Below are 26721 nucleotides of genomic sequence, written 5' to 3'. Positions count from 1 at the left end.
CATTGGCGCCTTGCCCAAAATCCCTGTCGTTGTTAGAGTTTGCCGCACTTTTTTACCCACGCGTTGCCTAGGGTCCCTTTCCCATGTTCAAGAAACTGCGTGGCATGTTTTCCAGCGATCTTTCCATTGACCTGGGCACTGCCAACACCCTTATTTACGTGCGCGAGCGCGGTATCGTCCTGAATGAGCCATCGGTTGTGGCTATTCGGACGCACGGTAACCAGAAAAGTGTCGTTGCCGTCGGCACCGAGGCCAAGCGCATGCTCGGCCGTACACCGGGCAATATTGCCGCCATTCGTCCGATGAAAGACGGCGTGATCGCCGACTTCAGCGTCTGCGAGAAGATGCTGCAGTACTTCATCAACAAGGTTCACGAAAACAGTTTCCTGCAGCCCAGCCCTCGTGTGCTGATCTGCGTTCCGTGCAAGTCCACCCAGGTTGAGCGTCGTGCCATCCGTGAGTCGGCCCTGGGGGCCGGTGCCCGTGAAGTGTTCCTGATCGAAGAGCCGATGGCGGCTGCGATCGGTGCCGGCCTGCCGGTTGAAGAAGCGCGCGGTTCGATGGTGGTGGATATCGGTGGTGGTACCACTGAAATCGCCCTGATCTCCCTGAACGGTGTGGTGTATGCCGAATCCGTGCGTGTGGGCGGCGACCGTTTCGACGAAGCGATCATCACTTATGTGCGTCGTAACTACGGCAGCCTGATCGGCGAATCAACCGCCGAGCGCATCAAGCAGGAAATCGGCACCGCTTACCCGGGTGGCGAAGTTCGCGAAGTTGATGTTCGCGGTCGCAACCTGGCCGAAGGCGTTCCACGTGCCTTCACCCTGAACTCCAACGAAGTGCTGGAAGCTCTGCAAGAGTCCCTGGCCACTATCGTTCAGGCAGTGAAGAGCGCCCTGGAGCAATCGCCACCGGAGCTGGCTTCCGATATCGCCGAGCGTGGCCTGGTGTTGACCGGTGGTGGCGCCTTGCTGCGTGACCTCGACAAGCTGCTGGCCCAGGAAACTGGCCTGCCGGTGATCGTCGCCGAAGACCCGCTGACCTGCGTTGCTCGTGGCGGCGGCCGTGCACTGGAAATGATGGATAAACACACCATGGACCTGCTCTCCAGCGAATAAGTCGTTGCTGGTTAGCCCATGTTTCGCCCGCAGGCAGCACTTTGCAGTGCTGCCTGTTGGCGTTTATCTTCTTCAATCTGCATCCAGGCCGGTTAGATGCCGTATGAATAAAGAGAACATTTGCCTGGGAGGAGCGGCTTATTAAACCGCTTTTCGCCAAAGGCCCCTCATTGGGCGTGCGCCTGCTGGTGCTGGTCGTGCTTTCGGTCGCGCTGATGGTGGTCGATGCCCGCTTTGCACTGCTCAAGCCCGTGCGCAGCCAGATGTCGCTGGTGTTGATGCAGACTTACTGGATCACCGACCTGCCGCAACGTCTCTACCAGGGCGTGGCCAGCCAATTCGGCAGCCGCACCGAGCTGGTTGCCGAGAACGAAAAACTCAAGACCGAAAACCTGCTGCTGCAGGGGCGCATGCAAAAGCTGGCGGCCCTCACCGAGCAGAACGTTCGGCTGCGCGAGTTGCTCAATTCTTCCGCGTTGGTCAACGAGAAGGTCGAAGTGGCCGAGCTGATCGGCATGGACCCCAACCCCTTTACCCATCGCATCATCATCAACAAGGGTGAACGTGACGGCGTGGTCCTCGGCCAGCCGGTGCTCGATGCGCGTGGCCTGATGGGCCAGGTGGTGGAGCTGATGCCCTACACCTCGCGGGTTCTGCTGCTGACGGACACCACCCACAGCATCCCGGTGCAAGTGAACCGCAACGGCTTGCGTGCGATTGCCAGCGGTACCGGCAACCCGGAACGCCTGGAGTTGCGCCACGTGGCGGACACGGCGGATATCAAGGAAGGCGACCTGCTGGTCAGCTCCGGCCTTGGTCAGCGTTTTCCGGCCGGCTACCCGGTGGCGACGGTCAAGGAAGTGATCCACGATTCCGGCCAGCCCTTCGCCATCGTGCGTGCCGTACCGACGGCGGCCTTGAACCGCAGCCGCTACCTGCTGCTGGTGTTCAGCGACAACCGTACGCCTGAAGAGCGAGCCAATGACGCCGCCCAGGCCCAGGAAGCGGAAGACAAGCAAAACGGTGTTGCGCCGATCGTGCCTGCAACCGTGCCAAAGCCGGCATTCGTGGGGCCGCCTGCGCCCGCACCTGCTGCGGCGGCACCCGTAGCCACTCCCGCCAAGCCTGCGGCTCACAGTACACGTGCGGCTAAACCGGCAGCGACCAAGCCACCGGCCGCGGCGCCTGCGGCCAGGCCTGCGACGACCGCCCCGGCAACCACACGGCAGAGGGAGGAATAATGGCCGGTACTCATTCGCGCAACGGCTGGATCGTCTGGCTGACCTTTGCCATTGGCTTGCTGCTCAGCGTTTCGCCACTGCCACAATTCATGGAAATCCTGCGACCGCTCTGGCTGGCGCTGCTGCTGGCGTTCTGGTCGCTGAACCTGCCGCACAAGGTCGGCATGGTCACGGCGATGTTCCTGGGCTTGGCGGAAGATGTGCTCTATGGCACCTTGCTGGGGCAGAACGCGTTGATCCTCACGCTGATCACCTTTCTGGTGCTGTCGTTGCAACAACGGTTGCGCATGTTTCCGATGTGGCAGCAGTGCCTGGTGATCCTGGTGATCTTCGGCCTGGCGCAGTTGGTGCAGCTCTGGCTGAGTGCCTTGACGGGTAACCGTCAGCCAACGCTGGCGCTGGTATTGCCGGCGCTGGTCAGTGCGCTGCTGTGGCCCTGGATCAGTTTTGGCCTGCGTGGGTTACGTCGTCGCTATAAGATCAATTGAATGGATTGCGAGGCTCTGCCTGGTTATCGAACCCTACAGGGAGAGTCTGGAATGAATTCGCTTTATCTGGCCTCGGGCTCTCCGAGACGGCGTGAACTGCTGACCCAGATCGGTGTGCCCTTCACCGTGGTCAGCGCCGCTATTGATGAAACTCCTCTCACAAACGAGCCTGCTGTTGCCTACGTCGAGCGCCTTGCGCGCGGCAAGGCGGCGGCGGGTTTTGCTGCGCTCGAAAACACCTCCGGCGCTTGCGCGCTGGGCGCTGATACAGCCGTCATCGTTGATGGGAAGATCCTCGGCAAGCCTGTGGATCAAGCGGATGCCCTGGCCATGTTGATGGCGTTGGCGGGGCGTGAACATGAAGTCCTCACCGCCATAGCCCTGACTGATGGCCGGCGTAGCGAAACTGTTTGTGTAAGCAGTCGTGTACGGTTTCGCGGTATTTCTGTCGAAGAGGCTACAACCTACTGGCACAGTGGCGAACCCCAGGACAAGGCGGGCGGCTATGCTATCCAGGGCCTGGGATCGGTGTTTGTGGCTGGGCTCAACGGTAGTTATTCCGCCGTGGTCGGCCTGCCCGTGTGTGAAACCGCGCAACTGCTCGGCCAATTCGGCATACCCTGTTGGCAAAACCTTACCGTGCGTTGAACGCCGTATTCCAGCGCCAAGCCTTTAGCGATCGGTCACTATTGTGAAAACGCCTGAACGAGACCCAGCCATGAGTGAAGAGATTCTGATCAATATCACGCCGATGGAATCACGCGTGGCGGTGGTAGAAAACGGTGTTCTGCAAGAAGTGCACGTTGAGCGCACCCAGAAGCGCGGGATCGTTGGCAACATCTACAAAGGCAAAGTCGTGCGCGTCTTGCCGGGCATGCAGGCGGCATTCGTTGATATCGGCCTGGACCGTGCCGCGTTTATCCATGCTTCGGAAATCTCCTTGCGTGAAGGCCCTGCGGTAGAAAGCATCAGCGCCCTGGTGCACGAAGGGCAGAGCCTGGTGGTACAAGTCACCAAGGACCCCATCGGTTCCAAGGGGGCGCGGCTGACGACGCAACTGTCGATTCCCTCGCGCTACCTGGTGTACATGCCGCGCACCGCCCACGTCGGAATTTCGCTGAAGATCGAAGACGAAGCTGAACGCGAACGCCTTAAAAAAGTGGTCAGCGACTGCGTGGCCGCCGAAGGCATCAAGGAAGCCGGTGGGTTTATCCTGCGTACGGCCGCCGAAGGTGCCGGCGCCGATGAAATCCTCATGGACATCCGCTACCTGCGGCGCTTGTGGGACCAGATTGGTGCGCAGATCAAGACCATCGGCGCGCCCAGCGTGATCTATGAAGACCTGGGCCTGGCCTTGCGCACCCTGCGCGATCTGGTCAGCCCCAAGATCGAGAAAATTCGCATCGACTCGCGGGAAACCTTCCAGCGCACCACGCAATTTGTCGCCGAGCTGATGCCGGAAATTGCCGACCGCCTGGAACATTACCCGGGCGAACGGCCGATCTTCGACCTGTATGGCGTCGAAGACGAAATCCAGAAAGCCCTGGAACGCAAGGTGCCGCTCAAGTCTGGCGGCTATTTGGTGGTAGACCCGGCCGAGGCCATGACTACCATCGACGTCAATACGGGCGCGTTCGTGGGGCACCGCAACCTGGAAGAGACCATCTTCAAGACCAACCTCGAAGCGGCGACTGCGATTGCTCGCCAGCTGCGCCTGCGTAACCTGGGCGGCATCATCATCATCGACTTCATCGACATGGAAGATGAAGAGCACCAGCGCCAGGTGCTGCGTACGCTCGAGAAGCAGTTGGAACGTGATCACGCCAAGACCAACATCATCGGCATCACCGAGCTGGGCCTGGTGCAGATGACCCGCAAGCGCACCCGCGAAAGCCTGGAGCAGGTCCTGTGCGAACCGTGCAGCAGCTGCCAGGGCCGCGGTAAATTGAAGACTCCGGAAACCGTTTGCTACGAGATTTTCCGGGAAATCCTGCGTGAGGCGCGAGCCTACCAGGCCGAGGGTTATCGGGTGCTCGCTAACCAGAAAGTGGTAGATCGGTTGCTGGATGAAGAGTCCGGTAACGTTGCCGAGCTGGAAGGGTTTATCGGGCGCACGATACGCTTTCAGGTCGAAACCATGTATTCCCAGGAACAATACGACGTGGTGCTGCTCTGATCCCCATTCGCTTACTTCCACGAGACCGGCAGACCTTGATCTGCCGTCCGACTACTGCCTTGAGGGTCGCCTGACATGGAGCGTCTGATACGCTTTTTTGCCGCTTTGACCCGTTGGGGCCTGGGCCTCTGTGCGTTGCTGCTGGTGTTGGCGGCGGTGTACGTGAGCCTGGGGCGTGAATTGACCCCACTGGTGGCCGAGTACCGCGCCGAAATCGAAGCCAAGGCCCAGGCTGCGGTGGATATGCCCTTGCACATCGGCAGCCTCGAAGGGCGCTGGAGCGGTTTTGCCCCGGTGTTGCTGGCCCACGACGTGATGCTGGGCGAGGGCAGCAGTGCCTTGCGCCTGGATCAGGTCGAAGTGGTGCCGGACATGTGGGCCAGCCTGATGGCGCGCGAAGTGCGTATCGCCCATCTGGAAGTCAGCGGCCTGCAACTGAGCGTGAAGGAAGACAAGGACGGCCACTGGGCGCTGCAAGGCTTGCCGGTGCAGGACGACCAGCCGCTCGACCCTGAGCAACTGCTCAAGCGCATGCAAATGATCAAGCGCGTGTCGTTGCTCGATAGCCAGGTGACCTTGCAGCCGTTCGACCAGGCCCCCATGACCCTGACTTATGTCGGCATGAGCCTGCACACCGGCATGACCCGCCAGCGCCTCGACGCCCGCCTGACCCTGCCGGACGGCCAGCCGCTGGCCGTGAGCCTGCGCACGCGCATACGCGCCAGCCAATGGAAAGATGCAGAGGTGCAGGCCTACCTCAGCTTGCCGCAGAGCGATTGGGCCAAATGGGTTCCGGCCAAGCTGACCCAGCAATGGAAACTTACCCAGTTCAAGGCAGGCGGCGAGTTCTGGCTGACCTGGGCCAAGGGCACTGTGCAAAGTGCCGTAGTACGTCTGAACTCACCCCAGGTGAAGGGCAGCTACGCCGACCGCAAGCCGGTCCACATTGAAAACCTCGCCCTCACCGCCTACCTGCAACGCAGTGACACAGGCTTGAAAGTGTTGCTGGATTCGCTGGCGATGAACCTGGGGGACACCCGCTGGGAGTCGCGCGTGCAACTGCAGCAGACCCTGGCTACCGATAAGGACCAGGAGGTCTGGAAGCTGCAGGCCGATCGCCTCGACCTGACCCCGATTACTCCCTTGCTAAATGCCCTGGCGCCACTGCCAGAGGGCTTTGCCAAGACCATCGAACACCTCAAGGCCACGGGTTTGCTGCGTAACGTGCTGGTGGATTTTCGCCCGCAGGACAGTACCGACCAGAAGGTCAGCTTTGCCGCCAACCTTGAGCGGGTGGGCTTTGATGCCTACTTCGGCGCCCCTGCGGCGCGTAACGTGTCCGGCAGCATCAGCGGTGACCTGGGCCATGGCGAGTTGCGCATGGACAGCAAGGACTTTTCCCTGCATCTGTTTCCGATTTTCGCCAAGCCTTGGCAATACATCCAGGCCAATGCGCGCCTGACCTGGAAGCTGGACAAGGAAGGCTTCACCCTGATCGCGCCGTATATCAAGGTATTGGGTGAAGAAGGCAAGGTGGCCGCCGACTTCCTGATCCGCCTGCATTTTGACCATGACCAGGAAGACTACATGGACCTGCGGGTCGGCATGGTCGATGGCGATGGCCGTTTCACGCCCAAGTACCTGCCAGCCGTCCTCAGCCCGTCGTTGGATGAATGGCTGCGTACGGCGATTCTCAAGGGCGCTGTGGACCAGGGGTTCTTCCAGTACCAGGGCTCGCTGAACCACGACGCGCTGCCGGCCGCGCGCAATATCAGCCTGTTTTTCAAGGTGCATGACGCCGAACTGGCGTTCCAGCCAGGCTGGCCCCATGTGAGCAAGGTCAACGGCGAAGTGTTCGTCGAGGAGAGCGGCGTGCGCATCCTGGCCAGCAAGGGCCAGTTGCTCGACACCAAGGTCAAGGATGTCTACGTCAATATTCCCCACGCACCCGCCGGCAAAGACAGCCATCTGCTGCTGACGGGCGGGTTTTCCGGTGGCTTGGGCGATGGCCTGAAGATTCTTCAGGAGGCGCCGATTGGTACGGCGTCGACCTTTGCCGGCTGGAAGGGTGAGGGCGACCTGCAGGGCAAGCTGGACCTGGACGTGCCTTTGGCCAAGGGCACCGAGCCGAAGATCGTGGTGGACTTCCAGACCGACAAGTCGCGCCTGCAGCTGGCGGAGCCGACCCTAGACCTGACCCAGCTCAAGGGTGACTTCCGTTTTGACAGCGCCAAGGGCTTGAGCGGTCAGAACATCACGGCCCAGGCATTCGACCGACCGATCACTGCGCAGATCTTTGCCGATGGCAAGCCGGGCAATCTCAGCACCCGCGTGGCTGCCAAGGGCCAGGTCACGGTCAAGCGATTGACTGACTGGTTGAAGATCAGCCAGCCATTGCCGGTGTCGGGTGATATTCCGTACCAATTGCAGCTCACCCTGGACGGTGCCGACAGCCAGTTGATGGTCAGCTCCAACATGAAGGGTGTGGCCGTTGACCTGCCAGCGCCCTTTGGCATGCCTGCCAGCCAGGGCCGCGACAGCGTGTTCCGCATGACGTTGCAGGGCGCCGAGCGGCGCTACTGGTTCGATTACGGCGAGCTGGCGAACTTCACCTTTGCTTCGCCGCCGGACAAGTTTAACGACGGCCGCGGCGAGTTGTTCCTGGGTGATGGCGATGCGGTATTGCCGGCGGCCAAGGGTCTGCGTATTCGCGGTGTGTTGTCGGAGCTGGATATCGATCCCTGGAAGAAGCTGATTGATCGCTACGCCGGCAATGACCCGGGCGGCAGCGCCAAGCAATTGCTCAGCGGCGCCGACTTCAAGGTGGGCAAGCTCACCGGCTTTGGCACCCAGTTCGATCAGGTCAACCTGCTGCTCGATCGCAAGCCGGCCGCCTGGGGCTTGCAGTTGGACAGCCAGCAGGCCAAGGGCACGGTCAACCTACCGGATGCCAAGGGCGCACCGATCGCCATCAACCTGCAGTACGTGAAGCTGCCGGCCGTGGACCCGACGGTGCAGGCCGACGAAAACGCGCCGGACCCCTTGGCCGACATCGATCCGAAAGATATTCCGGCGCTGGATATCGCCATCGACCAACTGTTCCAGGGGCCCGACCTGGTCGGCGCTTGGTCGTTGAAGATCCGGCCCACCGCCAAGGGCCTGGCCTTCAATAACCTGGACCTGGGGCTCAAGGGCATGCAGCTCAAGGGCGCCGGTGGCTGGGAAGGTGCGCCAAGCAGCAGCGGCAGTTGGTACAAGGGGCGTCTGGACGGCAAGAACATCGCCGATGTCCTCAAGGGCTGGGGCTTTGCTCCAACGGTGACCAGTGAGGACTTCCACTTGGACGTGGATGGCCGCTGGCCGGGTTCACCGGCCTGGGTCGGGCCGAAGCGTTTCTCCGGTAGCCTCGACGCCGCATTCCGCAAAGGGCAGTTCGTTGAAGTGGAAGGCGGGGCGCAGGCCCTGCGAGTGTTTGGCTTGCTCAACTTCAACTCCATCGGTCGCCGCCTGCGCCTCGATTTCTCGGACTTGCTCGGCAAGGGCTTGAGCTATGACCGGGTCAAAGGCCTGCTGGCGGCCAGCAATGGCGTGTTCGTGACGCGTGAGCCCATCACCATGACGGGCCCGTCGACCAATCTTGAACTCAACGGCACACTGGACCTGGTGGCCGACCGCGTTGACGCTAAATTGCTGGTGACCCTGCCAGTCACCAACAACCTGCCAATTGCCGCATTGATTGTGGGGGCGCCCGCCATCGGTGGTGCGTTGTTCCTGATCGACAAGCTGATCGGTGACCGTGTTTCGCGCTTCGCCAGCGTGCAGTACAAAGTGGAAGGCCCTTGGAAGGATCCAAAAATCACCTTCGACAAGCCTTTTGAAAAGCCAAACTGAGAGCCTGTGGAGTAGCATGGCCCCATGCCTTTTACGGAGTGTCGGCCCATGTCCTTTGCGGTAATTCAAATGGTCAGCCAGAGCGATGTGCTGGCCAACCTGGCCCAGGCTCGGCGTTTGCTGGAGCAAGCGGCGGCCGGTGGGGCGAAGCTGGCAGTGCTGCCGGAGAACTTCGCCGCTATGGGCCGTCGCGACGTGGCCGATATCGGCCGCGCCGAAGCCCTGGGCGAGGGCCCGATCCTGCCATGGTTGAAACAGACCGCCCGTGACCTCACCTTATGGATAGTGGCCGGCACTTTACCGCTGCCGCCCAAGGACCAGCCGAACGCCAAGTCCAATGCCTGCTCGCTGCTGGTCGATGATTATGGCGAAATCGTCGCCCGTTACGACAAGCTGCACCTGTTCGATGTCGACGTCGCCGATTTTCGGGGTCGTTATCGGGAATCCGACGACTATGCTTTTGGTGGCAACGTGGTGGTGGCGGACACTCCGGTGGGGCGATTGGGCCTGACGGTGTGCTACGACTTGCGCTTCCCGGAGCTGTACAGCGAATTGCGTGCAGCCGGAGCCGAATTGATTACCGCACCTTCGGCCTTTACGGCGGTGACGGGCGCTGCGCATTGGGACGTGCTGATCCGTGCGCGGGCCATCGAGACCCAGTGCTACCTGCTGGCAGCGGCGCAGGGTGGTGTGCACCCGGGCCCACGGGAAACCCATGGGCATGCGGCGATTGTCGACCCTTGGGGGCGTGTGCTGGCACAACAGGATAGAGGCGAAGCGGTGTTGTTGGCCGAACGCGACAGCAGTGAACAGGCGTCGATACGGGCGCGCATGCCGGTGGTCAACCATCGGCGCTTTTTCTCGCAGGGCGCACAGCGGCCTGCTTCAGAACGATGAATTTAAGGCCAAACCTATGAGCGAGTTGTTGTCCTCAGTCAGTGAACACCTCCTGGCACCCGGTGGCGTGACCATCGAAAGTTTGCAAACCGTGCTTGGCGATCTGGCCGGGCCCGGTATCGACGCGGCCGACCTGTATTTCCAGGGGCAGATCTCCGAGTCCTGGGCCCTGGAAGACGGCATCGTCAAGGAAGGCAGTTTCAACCTCGACCAGGGTGTGGGCGTGCGTGCGCAATCCGGTGAGAAAACCGGTTTTGCCTACAGCAACGCGATCACCCTGGAAGCCTTGGGCCTGGCGGCACGCGCTGCGCGGTCGATCTCCCGTGCCGGTCAAAATGGCACGGTGCAGGCGTTCAGTACCCAGGACGTGGCCCAGTTGTATGCGCCGGATAACCCCCTGGAAGTGATCAGCCGTGCCGAGAAGGTCGAGCTGCTCAAGCGTGTCGACGCCGCCACGCGTGCCCTCGACCCGCGTATCCAGCAAGTCACCGTGAGCATGGCCGGGGTGTGGGAACGCATCCTGGTGGCGTCCACCGATGGTGGGTTGGCGGCGGATGTGCGGCCGCTGGTGCGCTTCAACGTCAGCGTGATCGTCGAGCAGAACGGCCGTCGCGAGCGCGGTGGCCACGGCGGCGGTGGGCGTACCGACTACCGTTATTTCCTCGCCGAGGATCGTGCCATGGGCTACGCCCGTGAGGCGCTGCGCCAGGCGTTGGTGAACCTCGAAGCCATTCCGGCGCCAGCGGGCACGTTGCCGGTGGTGTTGGGTTCGGGCTGGTCCGGCGTGCTGCTGCACGAAGCCGTTGGCCATGGCCTGGAAGGTGACTTCAACCGCAAGGGCAGTTCGGCTTATAGCGGGCGCATGGGTGAAATGGTCGCGTCCAAGCTGTGCACCATTGTCGATGACGGCACCCTCGCAGGTCGCCGTGGTTCGCTGAGCGTCGACGATGAAGGTACGCCCACCGAATGCACCACGCTGATCGAAAACGGCGTGCTCAAGGGCTACATGCAAGACAAGCTCAATGCCCGCCTGATGGGCGTGGCGCGTACCGGTAACGGTCGCCGCGAGTCTTACGCGCACCTGCCGATGCCACGCATGACCAACACCTACATGCTCGGCGGCGAAAGCGACCCGGCTGAAATCATTGCCTCGGTAAAGCGCGGTATCTACTGCGCCAACCTCGGTGGTGGCCAGGTGGACATCACCAGCGGCAAGTTCGTGTTCTCCACCAGCGAGGCGTACTTGATCGAAGACGGCAAGATTACCGCGCCGGTCAAAGGGGCGACGTTGATTGGCAACGGGCCGGAGGCCATGAGCAAGGTGTCGATGGTCGGTAACGACCTGTCGCTGGACAGCGGCGTGGGTACGTGCGGGAAGGATGGGCAGTCGGTGCCGGTGGGTGTTGGCCAGCCGACGCTGAAAATTGATGCGATCACCGTGGGTGGCACGGGTTCGTAAGAAAGGGGGAGCTTCGGGTGGCGACGATCGCCACCCGGGGAAGGGATCAACGCAGGCCGCGTTGGGTCTCGTCCAGCTCACGGATGTACTTGAAGATTTTACGGCTGGTGGCCGGCGCCTTGTTATGCGCCAGTTCGTGTTGAGCCTGACGGATCAGGGAGCGCAGTTGCTGGCGGTCCGCGTCCGGGTACTCGGCCACGAATTTCTCCAGCACGGCGTCATCGCCCGCGATCAGGCGGTCACGCCAACGTTCCAGGTTGTGGAAGCGTTCGTTGTACTGGCGGGTGGAGGCATCGGTTTGATCGAGCAAGGCGAGAATGGCGTCAGTGTCCTGATCACGCATCAGCCGGCCGATAAACGCGATGTGACGTTTACGCGCGATATTCGCGGTGTGCTTGGGTGCATCGGCCAGGGCCCGGCGCATTTCGTCGGTCAGTGGCAGTTTTGCAATCAAATCCTTCTTGAGCGTTGTAAGGCGCTCGCCGAGGTCAACCAGAGCATGCAGCTCGCGTTTGACCTGGGATTTGCTTTTCTCCCCATCGAGGGAGTCGTCGTAAGAATCAACCATGGTGGCAGTCCGCAAAGAAACGCCGCCATGATAACCAGTCGGGGGCCGCTTGTCCGGCCCGGTCGCTCGATGGCCTTAACCGAAAGCAGAATTTGAGTGGAGAAAACCATGAGTGCAGCCCAAAGCGTCGGTCCGCAAGCGTTACCGGCACTGCAGGAACAAGTCGAGCAGATCCTTGCCGAGGCCAAGCGCCAGGGGGCGAGTGCCTGTGAAGTGGCGGTGTCGCTGGAGCAGGGGCTGTCGACTTCAGTGCGTCAGCGGGAAGTGGAAACCGTTGAGTTCAACCGCGACCAGGGCTTTGGCATCACCTTGTATGTAGGGCAACGCAAAGGCTCGGCCAGTACCTCGGCCAGCGGCCCGGAGGCGATCCGCGAGACCGTCGCGGCCGCGTTGGCGATCGCCAAGCACACCTCCGAAGATGAAAGCTCGGGCCTGGCCGACAAGGCGTTGATGGCGAAAGACCTGAAGGATTTTGATCTGTTCCACGCGTGGGACATTACGCCGGAGCAGGCCATCGAACAGGCGCTGGCCTGTGAAGCGGCGGCGTTCGACGCTGATGCCCGCATCAAGAACGCCGATGGCACCACGTTGAGCACGCATCAGGGTTGCCGTGTTTATGGCAATAGCCATGGGTTTATCGGTGGTTATGCGTCCACCCGTCACAGCTTGAGCTGCGTGATGATCGCCGAGGCCAATGGCCAGATGCAGCGTGATTATTGGTATGACGTGAACCGCCAGGGCGAACTGCTGGCCGATCCCGCCAGCATTGGCCAGCGCGCTGCACAGCGTGCCGCGAGCCGCCTGGGCGCGCGCCCGGTGCCCACCTGTGAAGTGCCGGTGCTGTTTTCGGCGGAGCTGGCGGGCGGGCTGTTCGGGAGTTTCCTGGGGGCGATTTCCGGTGGGAACCTTTACCGCAAGTCTTCCTTCCTGGAAGGGGCCATCGGCCAGAAGCTGTTTCCGGAGTGGCTGACCATCGATGAGCGTCCGCATTTGATGCGCGCCATGGGCAGCTCGGCGTTTGACGGTGATGGCCTGGCGACTTATGCCAAGCCGTTCGTCGAGAAAGGTGAATTGGTGTCCTACGTACTGGGGACTTACGCAGGCCGCAAACTCGGCCTGCCAAGCACTGCCAACTCGGGTGGCGTGCACAACCTGTTCGTGACCCATGGCGATGAAGATCAGGCCGCGCTGCTCCGGAAGATGGGGCGTGGGCTGCTGGTGACTGAACTGATGGGCCACGGCCTGAATATGGTCACCGGTGATTACTCCCGTGGCGCGGCGGGTTTCTGGGTGGAGAACGGTGAGATTCAGTTCGCCGTCCAGGAAGTGACCATCGCCGGCAACATGCGCGACATGTTCAAGCAGATCGTCGCCGTGGGTAATGACCTGGAGCTGCGCAGCAACATTCGCACGGGCTCTGTGTTGATTGAGCGGATGACCGTCGCCGGCAGTTGATCCTCACACGCTAAACCAAAAGGCGCGCCATCTTGCAGAGGGCGCGCCTTTTTTCATGGCTGCGTTTCAGTCCGATTAAAGTGCCACTCTTGTTTTGATTCTCAATATCATTTAATAATAAATATCATTACCGAGTGAGTGTGGATCATGAGTTCTGTCCTGCATGAGGATCCGTACCTGGAAAGCTGGCGCTGGATGAGTCGTCAGATTCGCTGCGGCCTCGACCCCAATGAACCTCGCCTGATCGAACATTACCTCAATGAGGGGCGATACCTGGCGTGCTGCACGGCGACCCATCCGTGGTCGATTGCCGAAACCTCGTTCCGTCTTCTGATCGACACCGCCACCGATATCGCGCTGCCCTGGCACTGGCGATCCCTGTGTTTGGATCAGGCTTGGCGCCCTCTGCGCGACCTGGAAAAACTCTCCCTCTGTGCCTGCCGCCTCAAGCGCTGGCAGACCTTTGCCTGGCAATTGGCAACCTGCGAATTGCTGCCGTCTATTTCTCACTCCGACCTGGTGCAAGGATCTAACGATGAGTAACACCCGTATCGAACGCGACAGCATGGGCGAACTGCAAGTGCCGGCCGAGGCCTTGTATGGTGCGCAAACCCAGCGCGCAGTGAACAATTTCCCGATCAGTCATCAGCGTATGCCGGCGCAATTCATTCGCGCGCTCATCCTGGCCAAGGCAGCGGCCGCCAAGGTCAACGTCGACCTCAAGCAGATCAGCGAAGGGCAGGGCAAGGCCATCGTCGATGCCGCCCAGGGCTTGCTCGAAGGCGACTTCATGCCGCATTTCCCAGTAGATATCTTCCAGACCGGCTCCGGCACCAGCTCCAACATGAACGCCAACGAGGTGATTGCTACCCTCGCCAGCCGTTTGCTCGGTGAGGCGGTCAACCCCAATGACCACGTCAACTGTGGCCAGAGCAGCAACGACATCATCCCGACCACGATTCACGTCAGCGCTGCTTTGGTCCTGCACGAGCAAACTCTGCCGGCCCTGCTGCACCTGGTGCAGGTGATCGAACAGAAGGCCGAAGAGGTTCACCCGTTCATCAAGACCGGTCGCACCCACCTGATGGATGCCATGCCGGTGCGCATGAGCCAGGTGCTCAATGGCTGGGCGCAGCAACTGAAGGCCAATATCGGCCATTTGCAGGACTTGCTGCCGAGCCTGCAGGCATTGGCTCAAGGTGGCACGGCAGTGGGCACCGGGATCAACGCGCACCCTGAGTTCGCCGCGCGCTTCAGCCAGCAACTGAGCCATCTCACCGGCGTGAAATTCACCCCGGGCAAAAACCTGTTTGCACTGATTGGCTCCCAGGACACCGCCGTTGCCGTGTCCGGTCAACTGAAGGCCACTGCGGTCTCATTGATGAAAATCGCCAATGACCTGCGCTGGATGAACTCCGGTCCACTGGCGGGCCTGGGCGAAATCGAGCTGGAGGGCCTGCAACCTGGCTCTTCGATCATGCCCGGCAAGGTCAACCCGGTGATCCCGGAGGCGACCGCCATGGTGGCCGCGCAAGTGATTGGCAATGACACGGTGATCACCGTCGCCGGCCAGTCAGGCAACTTCGAGCTCAACGTGATGCTGCCGATCATCGCCCAGAACCTGCTCGGCAGCCTTGAATTGCTGGCCAACGCCAGTCGCTTGCTGGCAGACAAAGCCATCGCCAGCTTCAAGGTCAACGAAGGCAAGCTCAAGGAAGCGCTGTCGCGTAATCCGATCCTGGTCACTGCACTCAACCCGATCATTGGTTATCAAAAGGCCGCTGAAATCGCCAAGAAGGCCTATCAACAGGGCCGCCCTGTGATTGATGTCGCCCTCGAGCACACCGACTTGCCGCGCAGCCAGCTGGAGGTCCTGCTGGACCCGGAAAAGCTCACCGCTGGCGGCGTGTAACCACCGACCCTGCTTTGGAGGCTCACCATGGAGCACTGGAAACGCACGATCGAACGGGCCAATCGCTGCTTTATGGCGGGCGAATTGGTCGACGCTCGGGAGGCCTATTTGCAAGCCCTGGCGCTGGCTCAAGTGTTATTCGAGCGCTGGGCGGATGCCGACGAAGCAGTGGCGGCTTGCGTCATTTCCCATCACAACCTGGCGGACCTGCATTTGCGCCTGAACCAGCCGGAGGAGAGCGCGGAATACCTGTGCGCTATCCACCAGCGCCTGCTTCAGACCATGCAGGACCCGCGGCTGAGCCCGCAATTGCGCAAAGCAGCCCTGCGTCAGAGCAGCAAGACCTACGTCGAGTTGTTGAATTTCATCAGCGATCACGGTGAGTACCCGCGTACCCATCGCTTGCTGGGCGGCACTGCGGCGCAAACGGATGCGTCGACCCGCAACAGTCCTTATTACGGAGCTCATTGATATGACTTACACGTTGCCAGCCTTGCCTTATGCCTACGACGCCCTTGAGCCGCATATCGATGCGCAGACCATGGAGATTCACTACACCAAACATCACCAGACCTACATCAACAACCTCAACGCGGCGGTCGAGGGCACTGAGTTTGCGGGTTGGCCGGTAGAGCGGCTGGTGTCCAGCGTGCAGCAATTACCGGAAAAACTGCGGGCTGCGGTCATCAACCAAGGCGGTGGCCATGCCAACCACTCGCTGTTTTGGGCCGTGATGTCGCCAAAAGGCGGCGGCAAGCCAGAGGGCGCGTTGGGCAAGGCCATCGATGAGCAACTGGGTGGTTTTGACAGCTTCAAGGAAGCCTTCACCAAGGCCGCCCTGACCCGTTTCGGCAGCGGCTGGGCGTGGCTGAGCGTCACCCCGCAAAAGACCCTGGTGGTGGAAAGCAGCGGCAACCAGGACAGTCCGTTGATGAGCGGTAACACGCCGATCCTGGGTCTCGACGTCTGGGAACACGCCTATTACCTGCTCTACCAGAACCGTCGCCCCGAATACATCAACGCCTTCTACAGCGTCATCAACTGGCCGGAAGTCGCCGCACGCTACCAGGCCGCGTTGGCCTGAAATTCATCCAATAACAAGATCTAAGGCCGACTATGGGCACTGAAACACTGGCGATCAGCAGCGGGCGGATGTTTCGTTATGCGTTTGGCTCGCTGCTGCTGTTGGCAGGTACTGCATTGCTGGTGGCTCACGGGCTGGCCTGGCTGGATCTCGAACCGCGCATTCTGCGGGCACTGCAGGGCGGGGCGATTTGCGCGCTCGGCACTGCATTGGGTGCGGTGCCGGTGTTGGTGATTCGCCGGATGCCCGTCGCGCTCAGCGATACCTTGTTGGGTTTTGGCGCGGGTGTGATGCTCGCTGCCACAGCGTTTTCGCTGATCGTGCCGGGTATTACCGCAGCTGAAAGCCTGGGGCTTTCGCCTTGGGGCGCCAGTGGGTTGATCAGCTTCGGCATCATGCTGGGCGCCTTCGGGTTGTACCTGGTCGACCGCAAGGTCTCCGGCGCAAGCCCGGAAATGCTGGTGGGCACACCGGATAACCCTGTGATTCCCCCGCGCATCTGGCTATTCGTGTTTGCAATCATTGCCCACAACATCCCGGAAGGCATGGCTGTTGGCGTCTCGGCGGGCGGTGGTATGCCGGATGCGGACAGCCTGGCCATGGGCATAGCCCTGCAGGATGTGCCCGAAGGACTGGTGATTGCGTTGGTATTGGCCGGGGCGGGGATGTCGCGGGTCAGGGCGTTCTTGATCGGCGCGGCGTCAGGTTTGGTGGAGCCGGTGTTCGCCGTGCTCTGCGCCTGGCTGGTCAGCCTGGCCGAGGTGTTGTTGCCGCTTGGCTTGGCGTTGGCTGCGGGTGCGATGTTGCTGGTGGTGACCCACGAGGTCATTCCGGAGTCGCGGCGCAATGGGCACGAAAAACTCGCCAGCCTGGGCTTGTGCATCGGCTTTTGCTTGATGATGGTGATGGACACAGCTCTGGGATAAACCGCTTTCCGTAGGAGCCCGGCTTGCCGGCGATGGCGTCCTCAAGTCCGGCACCTGAGTCAAGGGCCTCATCGCCGGCAAGCCGGGCGCCTACAAAGGGATGGGGCTATTCGCCTTCGTCGAAGTAGTTGTTGATCAGTGCCACCAGTGCGGCCATGGCTTCGTCTTCCTGTTCACCTTCTGTCTTCAGATGAATCTTGGTGCCTTTGCCTGCCGCCAACATCATCATGGCCATGATGCTCTTGCCGTCGACCATGGACTCCGGCGTGCGCCCGGCGCGGATCTGGCAGGGGAACTGCCCGGCCACGCCGACGAATTTGGCTGAGGCACGGGCGTGCAGGCCCAGCTTGTTGATGATTTCAATTTCCAGAGCGGGCATCGCGCAGGTGTTCCTTTCAGCTAAGGTCGCGGTGGCGGACCTGGACGTTCTTGAGGGTTTTTTGCAGCACCTGGCCCAGGCGTTCAGTCAGGTAGACGGAGCGGTGGTGGCCACCGGTGCAGCCAATGGCAATGGTGACATACGCGCGATTGCTCGCGGCAAAGCGGGGCAGCCACTTGAGCAGGTAGCTGGAGATATCCTGGAACATCTCTTCAACATCCGGCTGCGCGGCCAGGTATTCGGCTACCGGCTGGTCCAGCCCGGACTGTTCGCGCAGTTCCGGCTTCCAGTAGGGGTTGGGCAGGCAGCGCACGTCGAACACCAGGTCGGCATCTACTGGCATGCCGCGCTTGAAGCCAAACGACTCCACGAGAAACGCAGTACCCGGTTCTGGCTGGTTGAGCAGGCGCAATTTGATTGCGTCACGCAACTGGTACAGGTTGAGGCTGGTGGTATTGATCTTGAGGTCGGCGAGGTCAATGATCGGGCCCAGCAGCTTGGTTTCATCCTCGATGGCTTCTGCCAGGGAGCGATGGGGGCTGCTGAGGGGGTGCCGTCGACGGGTCTCGGAAAAGCGCTTGAGCAGGGTCTCTTCGTCGGCGTCCAGGTACAGCACATCGCAGTGAATATGCTTGGCCCGCACTTCCTCGAGCAGCAGCGGAAAACGCTCAAGGTGGCTGGGCAGGTTGCGGGCATCGATCGAAACGGCGACGAGGGGCTGGGCCAGTTCGGTGTGGATCAGCGCGCGTTCCGCCAGCTCTGGCAGCAAGCCGGCCGGCAGGTTGTCGATGCAATAGAAGCCGTTGTCCTCAAGAACATTGAGGGCGGTGCTTTTACCCGAGCCGGAGCGGCCGCTGACGATGATCAAACGCATGATTACTGCCCGTTCTGTTCATCCAGGACAACCTGGTAGAGCGCCTCGTTGCTGCTGGCGCTGCGCAGTTTGTCGCGTACTTCCTTGCGGTCAAGCATGCTGGCGATCTGCCGAAGCAGTTCCAGGTGCGCATCGGTGGCGGCTTGCGGGACCAGCAGAACGAACAGCAGGTCGACCGGGGCGCCGTCGATGGCATCGAAATCGATGGGAGCATCCAGGTGGAGCAGGGCGCTCACCGGGGATTCACAGCCTTGCAGGCGGCAGTGAGGAATGGCAATGCCGTTGCCAAAACCGGTAGAACCGAGTTTTTCACGGGCGATAAGCGCCTCATACACAGCTTGCGTATCCAGCTCGGGCACTTCGCGGCCGATCAGGTTGGCAATTTGTTCGAGGGCGCGCTTTTTACTGCCGCCCGGCACGTTCACGAGGGAACGGCCGGGGGTCAGGATGGTTTCAAGTCGGATCATGGGGGGAGAGTTAACGACCTGTACCTTGCATCAGGTGCAGATTCTTTTCCTTATGCTTTATGAGTTGGCGGTCCAGCTTGTCGTAGAGCGAGTCGATCGCCGCGTACATGTCTTCATGTTCCGCATTGGCGACGAGCTTTGCATTCGGTACGTGCAGGGTGGCCTCGATTTTCTGCTTGAGCTTATCGACCTCCATGATGACCTGCACGTTGGTGATCTTGTCAAAATGCCCTGCCAGCTTGTTCAGCTTGCTCTCGGTGTATTCACGCAGGGGTTTGGTGACTTCCAGCTGGTGTCCACTGATGTTGACTTGCATACAGCTTCTCCTTCGTTGCCAGTGCATAAAGCGGCAGGCCGGGGTGCCTGCCACTGGAACGCTGTGGCCCGCCCGTCACATCAAACGCTTACGCTCGCTGGAAGGCGCGATCCCAAGGGATTCGCGGTACTTGGCGACGGTTCGACGGGCGACCTGAATGCCTTGTGCCTCCAGTAAACCAGCGATCTTACTGTCACTCAATGGCTTTTTCTGATTTTCCGCGGCAACCAGTTTTTTGATGATCGCGCGAATCGCCGTGGACGAGCATTCACCGCCTTCGGAGGTGCTGACGTGGCTGGAGAAAAAGTATTTCAGCTCATAAATACCCCGTGGGGTATGCATGAATTTCTGCGTGGTCACCCGGGAAATCGTCGATTCATGCATGCCCACCGCCTCGGCGATGTCGTGCAGCACGAGGGGCTTCATCGCCTCGTCACCGTATTCCAGGAAGCCGCGCTGGTGCTCGACGATCTGGGTGGCAACCTTCATCAGGGTTTCGTTGCGGCTTTGCAGGCTCTTGATGAACCAGCGTGCTTCCTGCAACTGGTTGCGCATGAAGGTGTTGTCGGCGCTGGTGTCGGCGCGGCGTACAAAACCGGCGTACTGCGGGTTGACGCGCAGGCGTGGCACCGATTCCTGGTTGAGCTCCACCAGCCAGCGCTCGTTGTCCTTGCGCACAATCACATCAGGGACGACGTATTCGGCTTCGCTGGACTCGATTTGCGAACCTGGGCGCGGGTTGAGGCTCTGCACCAGCTCGATGACCTGGCGCAGGTCGTCTTCCTTGAGCTTCATACGACGCATCAGCTGGCTGTAGTCGCGGCTGCCCAGCAGGTCGATGTAGTCATTGACCAGGCGTTGGGCTTCGGCGAGCCAGGGCGTCTTGGCCGGAAGCTGGCGCAGTTGCAGCAGCAGGCACTCGCTGAGGGTGCGGGCGCCGATGCCTGCTGGCTCGAATTGCTGGATGCGGTGCAGGACGGCTTCGATTTCGTCCAGTTCAATGTCCAGTTCCGGATCGAAGGCTTCAAGAATCTCTTCAAGCGTCTCGTCTAGATAACCCTGGTTATTGATGCAGTCGATCAGGGTCACGGCGATCAGGCGATCGGTGTCGGACATCGGCGCCAGGTTCAGTTGCCACAGCAGATGGCTCTGCAGGCTCTCGCCGGCGGACGTGCGGGTGGTGAAGTCCCACTCGTCATCATCATTGCTCGGCAGGCTACTGGCGCTGGTCTGGTAGACGTCTTCCCAGGCGGTGTCCACGGGAAGTTCGTTGGGAATGCGTTCGTTCCATTCGCCGTCCTCCAGGTTGTCCACCGTCGGGGCGGTTTCCTGATAGGAGGGTTCCTGCACGTCGGAATTGGGTTTTTGCTCGATGTTGTCGGCCAGCGGGTCTGCATTATCGAAGTCGTCGCCTTCTTCCTGGCGTTCGAGCATCGGATTGGACTCCAGGGCCTCCTGGATTTCCTGTTGCAGGTCCAGTGTGGACAATTGGAGCAGGCGGATGGCCTGTTGCAGCTGCGGTGTCATCGTCAGCTGCTGGCCCATTCTCAGGACTAGCGATGGTTTCATGGCAGGGGCTTAACACCTTATTCGCCGGCGCAATGCGCCATCCACGACAGGGCGCGTGAGCGCCAAACATAAGCAAATTATATGCCTGATATCGGGGGCTTTGCCTAGAGCGCGGTAACAATAAAAAGCCGGAGGTTTCTATTGACTCCCGCGCGTCTCGGCAAACGGCCTGACACCACGGTGTTTACAGGCGGAACTCGTGACCCAGGTACACTTCCTTGACCAGTTCGTTGGCCAGGATGGTGGCGGAATCGCCTTCGGCGATCAGCTGGCCATCGTTGACGATATAAGCGGTTTCACAGATATCGAGGGTTTCACGAACGTTGTGGTCAGTGATCAGTACACCGATGCCCTTGGCCTTGAGGTGGTGGATGATCTGCTTGATGTCGCCCACCGAAATCGGGTCGACGCCAGCAAACGGTTCGTCCAGCAGGATGAACTTCGGTGCGGTGGCCAATGCGCGGGCAATTTCCACGCGACGACGCTCACCACCGGACAAGCTCATGCCCAGGTTGTCACGGATATGGTTGATGTGGAATTCCTGCAGCAGGCTTTCCAGTTCCTTGCGGCGGCCATCGCGGTCGAGCTCCTTGCGGGTCTCGAGGATCGCCATGATGTTGTCCGAAACCGACAATTTGCGGAAGATCGACGCTTCCTGGGGTAGATAGCCGATACCGGCACGAGCACGACCGTGCATCGGCTGGTGGCTGACATCCAGGTCGTCGATCAGAACGCGACCCTGATCCGCCTGGACCAGGCCGACAATCATGTAAAAACAGGTGGTCTTGCCGGCACCGTTGGGGCCGAGCAGGCCGACGATCTGGCCGCTGTCGATCGACAGGCTGACGTCGCGCACGACCTGACGGCTTTTGTAGGCCTTGGCCAGATGCTGGGCTTTCAGGGTTGCCATTACTCGGCCTTCTTCTTCGGCTGGATAACCATGTCGATACGCGGACGAGGTGCGGTGACCTTGTTGCCATTGGCGCGACCGGCGTTGGCGACCTGTTTCACAGTGTCATAGGTGATTTTTTCACCTTCCGTGGTGTTGCCATCGGTGCTGACAACCTTGGCCTGGTCAATCAGGACAATGCGGTTCTGCTGGGCATGATACTGGATCGTCTTGCCGTAGCCCTTCATCGGGGCGGTGTCGGCAGGCGCCTGCTTCTGTTCGAAATAGGCCAGGTTGCCCACCGACGTCACGACGTCGATGTCGCCCGCCTTGGTGCGGGTCAGTGTCACGGTATTACCGGTGATCTTCATCGACCCCTGGGTAATGATCACGCCACCGGTGTAGGTCGCGACACCTTGCTTGTCATCCAGCTGCGCATCGTCAGCCTGGATGTGGATCGGTTGCTGGCTATCGTTCGGCAGAGCCCAGGCGCTCACGCTTCCCAGTGCTGCGCCCAGACCGAGCAAAATAGGGAGAGTTTTAACGAGCCTCATACTGTCCTCTTACGTTCGATAGCAGGTGTATCCTGCTTTCTTTCAAATACGCTTTCATTCCCTTGCCAGTCGATACACCGCCAGCGCCGTCGATTCTAACGTCTTGCTCGGTCTGCGCATATTGCTTCTGCGGGAATACGGTCATGCGACTGCTGGTAATCACGGTGTCGCGGTTCTTGTCGTCAGTGCGCGCAACGCGCACCGAGTCGATCAGTTCTACCTGGGTGCCGTCCGGGTTGACCTCGCCACGCTTGCTGGTGACGTGCCACGGAAACTCGGTGCCGCGGTAGATGTTCATGTCCGGATTGGTCAGCAGGGTCACTTCAGTGGCCTTCAAATGCTCGACCTTGTCCGATGTCATCTCGTACTGCACCTTGCCATCGGGCAGGAACTGCACGCTTTTGGCATTGATGGCGTAATAGTCGATAGCGCCGTCGTCAACCTGCGCGACAGGCTTGTCGAGGAAGCGCTCCGGGCTGATATTCCAGTAGCCCACCGCCAGGAATAGCGCGGCGATGACCCCGAATAGCAGGAAGTTGCGAATCTTTTTGCTCAGCATAAAACGCTCTATAAGTAGGCGGCGTGGGCGGATTCAAGGTTGCCCTGGGCACGCAGTATCAATTCGCAGAACTCACGTGCGGCACCTTCGCCGCCACGGGCCGTGGTGATGCCATGGGCGTGTTCGCGAACAAATGCCGCCGCGTTGGCGACGGCCATGCCCAGGCCTACCCGGCGAATCACCGGCAGGTCAGGCAGGTCGTCACCGAGGTAGGCGACCTGCTCATAGCTTAGGTTGAGTTGGCCAAGAAGCTCGTCCAGAACCACCAGTTTATCCTCACGGCCTTGATACAGGTGAGGAATCCCCAGGTTTTGTGCGCGCCGTTCCACTACCGGGGTCTTGCGGCCGCTGATAATGGCTGTTTGTACGCCCGAAGCCATCAGCATCTTGATGCCCTGGCCGTCCAGCGTGTTGAACGTCTTGAATTCGCTGCCGTCTTCGAGGAAGTAAAGGCGGCCATCGGTCAGCACGCCGTCAACGTCGAAGATCGCCAGCTTGATGTTTTTACCGCGTTGCAACAGGTCGCCAGTCATTTACATCACTCCCGCACGCAACAAGTCGTGCATGTTCAGGGCGCCGATAGGGCGGTCATCGTCATTGACCACCACCAGCGCGCCGATCTTGTGGTCTTCCATGATCTTCAAGGCTTCAGCCGCCAGCATTTCCGGGCGTGCGGTCTTGCCGTGAGGGGTCATGACGGCATCAATGGTTGCGGTGTGGATATCAATGGTGCGATCCAGGGTGCGGCGCAGGTCGCCGTCGGTGAATACCCCGGCCAGGCGGCCATCGGCTTCCAGGATGACGGTCATGCCCAGGCCCTTGCGGGTCATTTCCATCAGCGCGTCCTTCAGTAGCGTGCCGCGCTGGACGTGGGGCAATTCATCACCCGCATGCATGACATTTTCCACTTTCAGCAGCAGACGACGGCCCAGGGCGCCGCCCGGGTGGGAAAAGGCGAAGTCTTCAGCGGTAAAGCCGCGGGCTTCCAGCAGGGCAACGGCCAATGCGTCGCCCATGACCAGTGCGGCCGTGGTCGAGGAGGTCGGCGCCAGGTTCAACGGGCAGGCTTCGTGGGCCACGTGAACATTGAGGTTCACTTCGGCGGCCTTGGCCAGCGTCGACTCCGGGTTACCGGTAATGCTGATCATCTTGATGCCCAGGCGCTTGATCAGTGGCAGCAGGGTCACGATTTCGTTGGTGGTGCCGGAGTTGGACAGTGCCAGGATGATGTCATCCTTGGTGATCATGCCCATGTCGCCGTGGCTGGCTTCTGCCGGGTGCACGAAAAACGAGGTAGTCCCGGTGCTTGCCAGGGTGGCGGCGATCTTGTTGCCGATGTGCCCGGATTTACCCATGCCGACCACGACAACGCGGCCTTTGCTGGCCAGAATCATCTCGCAAGCGCGTACGAAATCCGCGTCGATATGGGCCAGCAAGCCCTCTACGGCTTCGAGCTCGAGGCGGATGGTGCGTTGTGCGGATTGAATAAGGTCGCTGGATTGGCTCATGTCTGAAATCGTATAGCCTGACGAAAAGTCGGCGATTATAGCGGTAATGATCAATTCCCTCACGCAAGTTCGTCAGGCTTTATTCATAAGGCTCGCGAGATTCTGTTCTCGCTAACATAGTCAGCAATGTTTTTCCCTGTCGCCAATCTGAACAAGCGCAGTTCCGGCCTTGGGGGCGCTGTACCAGCAGTGATATAGTTCGCCGCCAGTTCGGTTCACCCAACCCATGTGGCTACCTATTGCACATCCGTTGCAAACGAATGTCGCATACATGGTGTCTGAGTGAGAGGCTGCATCCCAAGGAGTTTAGATGAGTGCCGATAACGCCTACGCGGTCGAGCTGAAGGGCCTTACCTTCAAGCGCGGGACGCGCAGCATCTTCAATAACGTCGATATTCGCATTCCCCGCGGCAAGGTCACGGGCATCATGGGGCCTTCAGGCTGTGGCAAGACCACCCTGTTGCGTCTGATGGGCATGCAATTGCGGCCCACTGCTGGCGAAGTGTGGGTCAATGGACAGAACCTGCCGACGCTCTCGCGCAGTGACCTGTTCGACGCGCGCAAGCACATGGGTGTGCTGTTCCAGAGCGGTGCGTTGTTTACCGACCTCGATGTTTTCGAAAACGTGGCCTTCCCGCTGCGGGTGCATACCCAGCTGTCCGATGAAATGATTCGTGACATTGTGTTGCTGAAACTGCAGGCCGTGGGCCTTCGCGGTGCCATCGACCTGATGCCTGACGAGCTGTCCGGTGGCATGAAGCGCCGTGTCGCGCTGGCGCGTGCCATCGCGCTTGATCCGCAGATCCTCATGTACGACGAACCTTTCGTGGGCCAGGACCCGATCGCCATGGGCGTGTTGGTGCGTCTGATCCGCCTGCTCAACGACGCGCTCGGCATCACCAGCATCGTGGTTTCCCACGACCTGGCCGAAACTGCGAGCATCGCCGACTACCTCTATGTCGTCGGTGATGGGCAGGTGCTGGGGCAGGGCACGCCAGAAGAACTCATGAATGCCGATAACCCGCGCATCCGCCAATTCATGACCGGCGATCCCGATGGCCCGGTGCCTTTTCATTTTCCGGCAGCGGACTACCGCTCAGATCTTCTGGGGAAGCGCTGATGCGCAAGACATCTCTCATCGAGAAGGTTCGCCTTTTCGGCCGCTCGGGCATCGACATTGTCGAGGTGCTGGGCCGTTCTACCCTCTTCCTGTTTCATGCGTTGCTCGGCCGTGGTGGTATCGGCGGCGGTTTTGGCCTGTTGATCAAGCAGTTGCACGCCGTGGGCGTGATGTCCCTGGTGATCATCGTCGTTTCCGGCGTGTTCATCGGTATGGTGCTGGCGCTGCAGGGCTTCAATATTCTGTCCAGCTACGGTTCGGAGCAGGCAGTAGGGCAGATGGTCGCCCTGACGTTGCTGCGTGAGCTCGGGCCAGTGGTCACCGCGTTGCTGTTCGCCGGGCGTGCCGGCTCTGCGTTGACGGCCGAGATCGGCAACATGAAGTCCACCGAGCAGCTGTCCAGCCTCGAAATGATCGGCGTGGACCCGCTCAAGTACATTGTTGCCCCGCGCCTGTGGGCCGGTTTCATTTCCTTGCCGCTGCTGGCAATGATCTTCAGCGTGGTCGGCATTTGGGGCGGTTCGTGGGTGGCGGTTGACTGGCTGGGCGTCTATGACGGTTCCTACTGGGCCAACATGCAGAACAGCGTGACCTTCAGCGGCGATGTGCTTAACGGCATCATTAAAAGCATCGTTTTCGCCTTTGTAGTGACCTGGATCGCCGTATTCCAAGGCTATGACTGTGAGCCCACTTCAGAAGGGATCAGTCGCGCCACCACCAAGACCGTTGTGTACGCCTCGCTGGCGGTACTGGGCCTTGACTTCATTTTGACCGCCTTGATGTTTGGAGATTTCTGATGCAAAACCGCACTGTGGAAATCGGTGTCGGCCTTTTCTTGCTGGCTGGCATCCTGGCTTTACTGTTGCTGGCCCTGCGGGTCAGTGGCCTGTCGGCCAGCCCCACTGCCGACACCTATAAACTTTACGCGTACTTCGACAATATCGCCGGTTTGACGGTCAGAGCTAAAGTGACCATGGCCGGCGTTACCATCGGCAAGGTCACGGCAATCGATCTGGACCGCGACAGCTTCACCGGCCGAGTGACCATGCAGGTGGACAAGAAGGTAGATAATCTGCCGACTGACTCCACTGCATCTATCCTCACTGCGGGTCTGCTGGGCGAGAAGTACATCGGCGTCAGCGTGGGCGGGGAAACTGCCCTGCTCAAGGATGGTTCGACCATCCACGACACACAGTCGTCGCTGGTGCTTGAAGACCTGATCGGTAAATTCCTGCTCAATACGGTCAATAAAGACGCCAAATGAGGAA

The 26721-nt window shown here is 60.4% G+C and carries 28 protein-coding genes; 17 read left to right on the top strand and 11 right to left on the bottom strand.

Features of this window, described 5'->3' with window-relative positions:
• Nucleotides 1-83: 83 nt before the first annotated feature.
• The 8 genes from mreB (at nt 84) to tldD (ending at nt 11273) form a co-directional block, all read left to right on the top strand.
• Nucleotides 84-1121: a rod shape-determining protein MreB gene (mreB, locus tag HX792_RS05300; RefSeq protein WP_002555108.1), complete on the top strand. Its 1038-nt coding sequence runs from the start codon at nt 84-86 to the stop codon at nt 1119-1121.
• 140 nt (nt 1122-1261) lie between these two features.
• On the top strand, nt 1262-2362 hold the full coding sequence (mreC, locus tag HX792_RS05295) for a rod shape-determining protein MreC (protein WP_176995254.1): 1101 nt from the start codon (nt 1262-1264) through the stop codon (nt 2360-2362).
• On the top strand, nt 2362-2850 hold the full coding sequence (gene mreD, locus HX792_RS05290; RefSeq protein ID WP_003171788.1) for a rod shape-determining protein MreD: 489 nt from the start codon (nt 2362-2364) through the stop codon (nt 2848-2850). The genes mreC and mreD overlap by 1 nt, the downstream gene beginning before the upstream one ends.
• Nucleotides 2851-2901: 51 nt before the next feature.
• Nucleotides 2902-3498: a nucleoside triphosphate pyrophosphatase gene (locus tag HX792_RS05285; protein ID WP_176995091.1), complete on the top strand. Its 597-nt coding sequence runs from the start codon at nt 2902-2904 to the stop codon at nt 3496-3498.
• 70 nt (nt 3499-3568) lie between these two features.
• Nucleotides 3569-5026 (top strand): ribonuclease G, encoded by a 1458-nt coding sequence (rng, locus tag HX792_RS05280; RefSeq protein ID WP_010213134.1) that lies wholly within the window; start codon nt 3569-3571, stop codon nt 5024-5026.
• 75 nt (nt 5027-5101) lie between these two features.
• The gene (locus HX792_RS05275) at nt 5102-8917 is read left to right on the top strand and encodes a YhdP family protein (RefSeq protein ID WP_176995090.1); all 3816 of its coding nucleotides are present in this window, start codon (nt 5102-5104) and stop codon (nt 8915-8917) included.
• A gap of 48 nt (nt 8918-8965) precedes the next feature.
• A complete protein-coding gene (locus tag HX792_RS05270; protein ID WP_176995089.1) occupies nt 8966-9814 on the top strand; it encodes a carbon-nitrogen hydrolase family protein in 849 nt (282 codons plus the stop codon).
• A gap of 16 nt (nt 9815-9830) precedes the next feature.
• On the top strand, nt 9831-11273 hold the full coding sequence (gene tldD, locus HX792_RS05265) for a metalloprotease TldD (RefSeq protein ID WP_017529090.1): 1443 nt from the start codon (nt 9831-9833) through the stop codon (nt 11271-11273).
• Nucleotides 11274-11319: 46 nt separating this feature from the next.
• Here the strand turns inward: tldD and yjgA are convergent, their stop codons facing one another.
• On the bottom strand, nt 11320-11841 hold the full coding sequence (yjgA, locus tag HX792_RS05260; RefSeq protein WP_176995088.1) for a ribosome biogenesis factor YjgA: 522 nt from the start codon (nt 11839-11841) through the stop codon (nt 11320-11322).
• Between the two features lie 108 nt (nt 11842-11949).
• On the opposite strand from yjgA, the gene pmbA reads away from it, so the two are divergent.
• The 6 genes from pmbA to HX792_RS05230 all read left to right on the top strand — a co-directional run bounded on the left by pmbA (nt 11950) and on the right by HX792_RS05230 (nt 17218).
• On the top strand, nt 11950-13296 hold the full coding sequence (gene pmbA, locus HX792_RS05255; protein WP_176995087.1) for a metalloprotease PmbA: 1347 nt from the start codon (nt 11950-11952) through the stop codon (nt 13294-13296).
• Nucleotides 13297-13443: 147 nt separating this feature from the next.
• Nucleotides 13444-13839, top strand: a complete 396-nt coding sequence (locus HX792_RS05250) for a FagA protein (protein ID WP_176995086.1) — start codon at nt 13444-13446, stop codon at nt 13837-13839.
• Nucleotides 13832-15208, top strand: coding sequence for an aspartate ammonia-lyase (locus tag HX792_RS05245; RefSeq protein ID WP_176995085.1), 1377 nt, complete (start codon nt 13832-13834; stop codon nt 15206-15208). Before HX792_RS05250 ends, HX792_RS05245 begins: the two co-directional genes overlap by 8 nt.
• A 27-nt stretch (nt 15209-15235) precedes the next feature.
• A complete protein-coding gene (locus HX792_RS05240) occupies nt 15236-15679 on the top strand; it encodes a hypothetical protein (protein WP_176995084.1) in 444 nt (147 codons plus the stop codon).
• A 1-nt stretch (nt 15680) separates the two neighbouring features.
• Nucleotides 15681-16292 (top strand): superoxide dismutase, encoded by a 612-nt coding sequence (locus HX792_RS05235; RefSeq protein WP_176995083.1) that lies wholly within the window; start codon nt 15681-15683, stop codon nt 16290-16292.
• Between the two features lie 32 nt (nt 16293-16324).
• Entirely contained in the window at nt 16325-17218 is an 894-nt protein-coding gene (locus tag HX792_RS05230) for a ZIP family metal transporter (protein ID WP_176995082.1), read from the top strand.
• Nucleotides 17219-17324: 106 nt separating this feature from the next.
• Here HX792_RS05230 and HX792_RS05225 read toward each other — a convergent pair whose 3' ends face one another.
• The 10 genes from HX792_RS05225 to HX792_RS05180 form a co-directional block, all read right to left on the bottom strand.
• On the bottom strand, nt 17325-17597 hold the full coding sequence (locus HX792_RS05225; RefSeq protein ID WP_010213120.1) for an HPr family phosphocarrier protein: 273 nt from the start codon (nt 17595-17597) through the stop codon (nt 17325-17327).
• 16 nt (nt 17598-17613) lie between these two features.
• The gene (gene rapZ / locus HX792_RS05220; protein ID WP_176995081.1) at nt 17614-18471 is read right to left on the bottom strand and encodes an RNase adapter RapZ; all 858 of its coding nucleotides are present in this window, start codon (nt 18469-18471) and stop codon (nt 17614-17616) included.
• Between the two features lie 2 nt (nt 18472-18473).
• A complete protein-coding gene (ptsN, locus tag HX792_RS05215; protein WP_048723965.1) occupies nt 18474-18938 on the bottom strand; it encodes a PTS IIA-like nitrogen regulatory protein PtsN in 465 nt (154 codons plus the stop codon).
• A 10-nt stretch (nt 18939-18948) separates the two neighbouring features.
• Nucleotides 18949-19254 (bottom strand): ribosome hibernation-promoting factor, HPF/YfiA family, encoded by a 306-nt coding sequence (gene hpf, locus HX792_RS05210; protein ID WP_003171804.1) that lies wholly within the window; start codon nt 19252-19254, stop codon nt 18949-18951.
• A gap of 75 nt (nt 19255-19329) precedes the next feature.
• Complete coding sequence (locus tag HX792_RS05205; protein ID WP_176995080.1) at nt 19330-20823, bottom strand: RNA polymerase factor sigma-54; 1494 nt, start codon at nt 20821-20823, stop codon at nt 19330-19332.
• Between the two features lie 184 nt (nt 20824-21007).
• A complete protein-coding gene (lptB, locus tag HX792_RS05200; protein WP_016974288.1) occupies nt 21008-21733 on the bottom strand; it encodes an LPS export ABC transporter ATP-binding protein in 726 nt (241 codons plus the stop codon).
• The gene (gene lptA, locus HX792_RS05195) at nt 21733-22266 is read right to left on the bottom strand and encodes a lipopolysaccharide transport periplasmic protein LptA (RefSeq protein ID WP_176995079.1); all 534 of its coding nucleotides are present in this window, start codon (nt 22264-22266) and stop codon (nt 21733-21735) included. Before lptA ends, lptB begins: the two co-directional genes overlap by 1 nt.
• Entirely contained in the window at nt 22253-22825 is a 573-nt protein-coding gene (lptC, locus tag HX792_RS05190; RefSeq protein ID WP_176995078.1) for an LPS export ABC transporter periplasmic protein LptC, read from the bottom strand. Before lptC ends, lptA begins: the two co-directional genes overlap by 14 nt.
• Before the next feature lie 8 nt (nt 22826-22833).
• Complete coding sequence (locus tag HX792_RS05185) at nt 22834-23358, bottom strand: HAD family hydrolase (RefSeq protein WP_176995077.1); 525 nt, start codon at nt 23356-23358, stop codon at nt 22834-22836.
• Nucleotides 23359-24333: a KpsF/GutQ family sugar-phosphate isomerase gene (locus tag HX792_RS05180; protein WP_176995076.1), complete on the bottom strand. Its 975-nt coding sequence runs from the start codon at nt 24331-24333 to the stop codon at nt 23359-23361.
• Nucleotides 24334-24643: 310 nt separating this feature from the next.
• On the opposite strand from HX792_RS05180, the gene HX792_RS05175 reads away from it, so the two are divergent.
• The 3 genes from HX792_RS05175 to mlaD are packed head-to-tail and all read left to right on the top strand — an operon-like array spanning nt 24644 to nt 26717.
• Nucleotides 24644-25453, top strand: coding sequence for an ATP-binding cassette domain-containing protein (locus HX792_RS05175; RefSeq protein ID WP_017738751.1), 810 nt, complete (start codon nt 24644-24646; stop codon nt 25451-25453).
• The gene (gene mlaE, locus HX792_RS05170) at nt 25453-26250 is read left to right on the top strand and encodes a lipid asymmetry maintenance ABC transporter permease subunit MlaE (protein ID WP_176995075.1); all 798 of its coding nucleotides are present in this window, start codon (nt 25453-25455) and stop codon (nt 26248-26250) included. Before HX792_RS05175 ends, mlaE begins: the two co-directional genes overlap by 1 nt.
• Nucleotides 26250-26717 carry an outer membrane lipid asymmetry maintenance protein MlaD gene (mlaD, locus tag HX792_RS05165; protein WP_005784855.1) on the top strand — a complete coding sequence of 156 codons (468 nt, stop codon included), beginning with the start codon at nt 26250-26252 and terminating at the stop codon, nt 26715-26717. Before mlaE ends, mlaD begins: the two co-directional genes overlap by 1 nt.
• Nucleotides 26718-26721: the final 4 nt, after the last annotated feature.

The organism is Pseudomonas sp. B6002 (genome assembly GCF_013385985.1).
GTDB lineage: Bacteria > Pseudomonadota > Gammaproteobacteria > Pseudomonadales > Pseudomonadaceae > Aquipseudomonas.
The sequence above is the reverse complement of the archived record's forward strand: the minus strand, read 5'-3'. Positions and strand labels throughout refer to the sequence as shown.